Source organism: Emticicia sp. (genome assembly GCF_049241225.1).
Taxonomy (GTDB): domain Bacteria; phylum Bacteroidota; class Bacteroidia; order Cytophagales; family Spirosomataceae; genus Emticicia.
On record NZ_JBMLRC010000230.1, the window covers coordinates 1 to 3,275 of the forward strand.

Sequence of the window (3,275 nt, forward strand, 5' to 3'; positions counted from 1 at the left end):
ATTAAGCTTGTGCTTCAACACTTACGAATGATTTTCCGTCACGTCCTTTTTTGAAAGAAACGATACCGTCAGCTAATGCAAACAAAGTATGGTCACGACCGATACCTACGTTTACACCTGCATTGTGTTTCGTACCACGTTGACGTACGATGATGTTACCAGCGATAGCCGCTTGGCCACCAAATAATTTAACACCTAAGCGTTTGCTTTCTGATTCACGTCCGTTTTTCGACGAACCAACACCTTTTTTGTGTGCCATGATTTCTTGAAATATTTACCTACTTATTTCTGAGAAACTTGCAGGTGAGATTAATAAATATTTTAAATGACTTTGTTTAGAATTCGATGAAGATTATCCAGCGATTTCGTCGATTTGAATTTTAGTCAAATACTGACGGTGACCGTTTTTCTTAACGTATCCTTTACGACGCTTTTTCTTGAAAACGATTACTTTCTCGCCTTTCAAGTGTTCTAAAATGGTTGCTTTTACTGAAGCACCACTAACGGTCGGAGCACCTACTGATACTGTTCCGCCGTTGTCAACAAGGAGAACCTTGTCGAATACAAGTGCAGCGTTCACATCACCTTCTAATCTGTGTGTATAGAGTGTGCGACCCTTTTCTACTTTAAATTGCTGCCCTGCGATTTCTACGATTGCGTACATGATTTTGAGTTATAATTAACAATTATCAAATTTAAAATTTCCAGATGATGTTGCTTTGAATAGTTGACTACATTTTATCGGCAAAAATACTGATAAACAGCGTTTTATTTCTCTGTAGACTACTGACTAATGGCCATCGACTATTTAAAGACACTATTTGGGGCTGCAAAGTTAATGATATAATTTTATTTTTCAAACTATTGTTTTATTTGATTTTATTTATCAAATTGTGTAATAAAACTATTCTGAACTCCTTAAATGCTTCAATTCTATGAAAATCCGTCAAATTCTACAAGGAAAGAAAATTAATGCCCTTTTTTCGGTTACTTCTCACACGACCGTTTATGATGCTTTGGTAGAAATGGCTAACAAAAATATCGGAGCTGTATTGGTTATTGATGAGGGGAAGCTATCAGGAATTTTCTCTGAGCGAGATTATGCCCGTAAGATTGTACTGAAAGGCCTGCATTCAGAAGATACACTTGTGAAAGACGTAATGACTGCCAATGTGATTACGGTCGAGATGGAAGATAAACTTGAGGTAGCTATGCAGATTATGTCTGATAAGCATATTCGCCATTTACCGGTAATGGAAGCAGGGGTGTTATCGGGAATTATCTCTATCAACGATGTTGTAACGTCAATTATTCAGGAGCAAAAATCACAGATTGCTTCCTTGCAAGGATATATTTCGGGCAATTATGCCTGATAGTTTGGTTACTGGTTATTAGTTACTGGTGAATTGGTTATTTGTTACTGGAGTATTACTAACTGCCACTAACTATTAACCAGTTCACCGATTTTCTAATAACCAATAACTAATTCTCTAAACAACAATATCTGCCCAGAGTTTTCCGGTCTTTATTCGATAGATACCCATTTCGGACAAGCCAAATTGTTTCGCTAAAAGCGATTGCTTGGTCTTACCTTCCAGAATTTTTTTCTTGATTAGTCTTACTCTTTCAGGGGTAAGTTTACGTCCTTTTTTAGGTGGTTTGTAGTAAGGAGCCAATTTCTGATGTGCCCACGATTCTTTCTTGGTTACCCAACGTAAGTTGCTAACTTCATTATTGAACTTATCATGGTCAAGATGAATGATACAGTCATGGTCTTCATCGGGCTGTTCCAAAAAAAGTTCGGCTATGATTTTATGTACGGGGTATGAAATATTGGTAATTTCACTAATAGGTTGGCCTCTTACCCCTAATTTTGTTCCTTTCTTGTAAATTTTTAGGCCTATTTTAGCTCCACTCACGGGATGGCCATTGCTAACTTTCAGTATGTAGCCATCTTTATACAAATCATCATAAAAAGATGCTATTCTTCCTAAATTTGATGCCATGTATCGGCGTCTTGCTCCTTCGGGCTTAAATTCTTTCCAAATCTCATTAGGATATGCCTGAAACCTTATGGTTGCACGTAAAGGAGGCATCGGTTGCTTTTTTTCTTCCATCTTACATTAAATTTTAGTATCCATAAATTCATGAATAGAAAACCCTCTTCATACTATATTGAAAATAAATAAAGTACGATTTTTAGTCACTGCATAGGTGTATTATGTACAGTGTGTGAAAAAAAGGTATTAACCTTCAAATACTTTTTTGAAAGTCGAGAGTAAGCCCGACCACGAATTATCTTCTTTTGGTTGTGATATAACTTTTACTTTCGGAAATTCTTCAACTACTTCTTTGGCCAGTACTTCGCTTGATAATTGAACTAAATCAAGCCCGCCGAACGTACCAGACGACATCATCAGGAGGTTGGTCTGGTACCAATTTTGGCTCATCAAAAACTCTTTCAATGCTTGGGCATCAGTAAATACCATTAAGTTTTCATCGCCGAATGCCTTTTTTATATCATCAGGCGTAATCATCGGCATACGTTTCATTTCGAGTGTATGCGGCGAATAGAAAACAATGGCGGTGTCGGCATTGTTCATTTTATGCTCATACTGAGGCAAGAAATCTTTGTTTAAGCTGCTAAAGGTATGCAATTCGTAGCAAGCAACCAACCTTCTGCTCGGATATAACGATTTTGTTGCGTTGGTTGTTGCCTCAAGTTTGGATGGAGCGTGGGCAAAATCTTTGTAAATAAGCGTATTTCCGTTTTCTCCGAGTTTTTCAAGACGCTTCGACGCACCCGAAAAATGCTGGATTGCTTCGTAGAATTCTTCATCGGTTATACCCAAACGGTCGAGGATAATTTTCGCCCCGTTGAGGTTTTTCATGTTGTGTTCACCAAAGATTTCTAACGGTACATCGCCATCTTTGGTTTGGAGAATACACTTGCCATTTTCGACTTTATATGGGTGTGCTTTATACGGAAACTTCGATACATCAGCACGGTCTTTTTCGCCAATAACCTTTAAAATATCATCGGTTTCGTCATAAATGATGCTCCCAGCCTTTGGTAGTCCATCCGCCAATTCTTCAAACGTACGTACATAACTATCGAAAGTTGGGAAAATATTAAAGTGGTCCCAAGCGATACCGCTGAACAAAGCGATATGCGGATGATAGAACAAAAATTTCGATTTAAGATGAATTTTTGACTCGGGGTACTCGTCGCCCTCGATGATAATAACCGGCGAATCGTCGTTCAATTCAACCAT

5 protein-coding genes are annotated in these 3,275 nt (G+C 38.0%); 1 reads left to right on the top strand and 4 read right to left on the bottom strand.

Translation table 11 applies throughout. The annotated features are described in order from the left end of the window. Position 1 precedes the first annotated feature (1 nt). Both rpmA and rplU read right to left on the bottom strand, forming a co-directional pair. Positions 2-259 (bottom strand): 50S ribosomal protein L27, encoded by a 258-nt coding sequence (rpmA, locus tag ACOVO2_RS12600; RefSeq protein WP_188766535.1) that lies wholly within the window; start codon positions 257-259, stop codon positions 2-4. A gap of 93 nt (positions 260-352) precedes the next feature. Beyond that, complete coding sequence (rplU, locus tag ACOVO2_RS12605; RefSeq protein ID WP_188766534.1) at positions 353-664, bottom strand: 50S ribosomal protein L21; 312 nt, start codon at positions 662-664, stop codon at positions 353-355. Positions 665-935: 271 nt separating this feature from the next. Here rplU and ACOVO2_RS12610 point away from each other — a divergent pair, with 271 nt between their 5' ends. After that, positions 936-1,373: a CBS domain-containing protein gene (locus ACOVO2_RS12610; RefSeq protein ID WP_421770320.1), complete on the top strand. Its 438-nt coding sequence runs from the start codon at positions 936-938 to the stop codon at positions 1,371-1,373. Positions 1,374-1,490: 117 nt separating this feature from the next. Here ACOVO2_RS12610 and ACOVO2_RS12615 read toward each other — a convergent pair whose 3' ends face one another. Both ACOVO2_RS12615 and ACOVO2_RS12620 read right to left on the bottom strand, forming a co-directional pair. Further along, positions 1,491-2,117 carry an HNH endonuclease gene (locus ACOVO2_RS12615; RefSeq protein WP_421770321.1) on the bottom strand — a complete coding sequence of 209 codons (627 nt, stop codon included), beginning with the start codon at positions 2,115-2,117 and terminating at the stop codon, positions 1,491-1,493. Between the two features lie 129 nt (positions 2,118-2,246). Next, positions 2,247-3,275 (bottom strand): Mur ligase family protein (locus ACOVO2_RS12620; protein WP_421770322.1); only part of this gene is annotated, 1,029 nt, incomplete at its 5' end.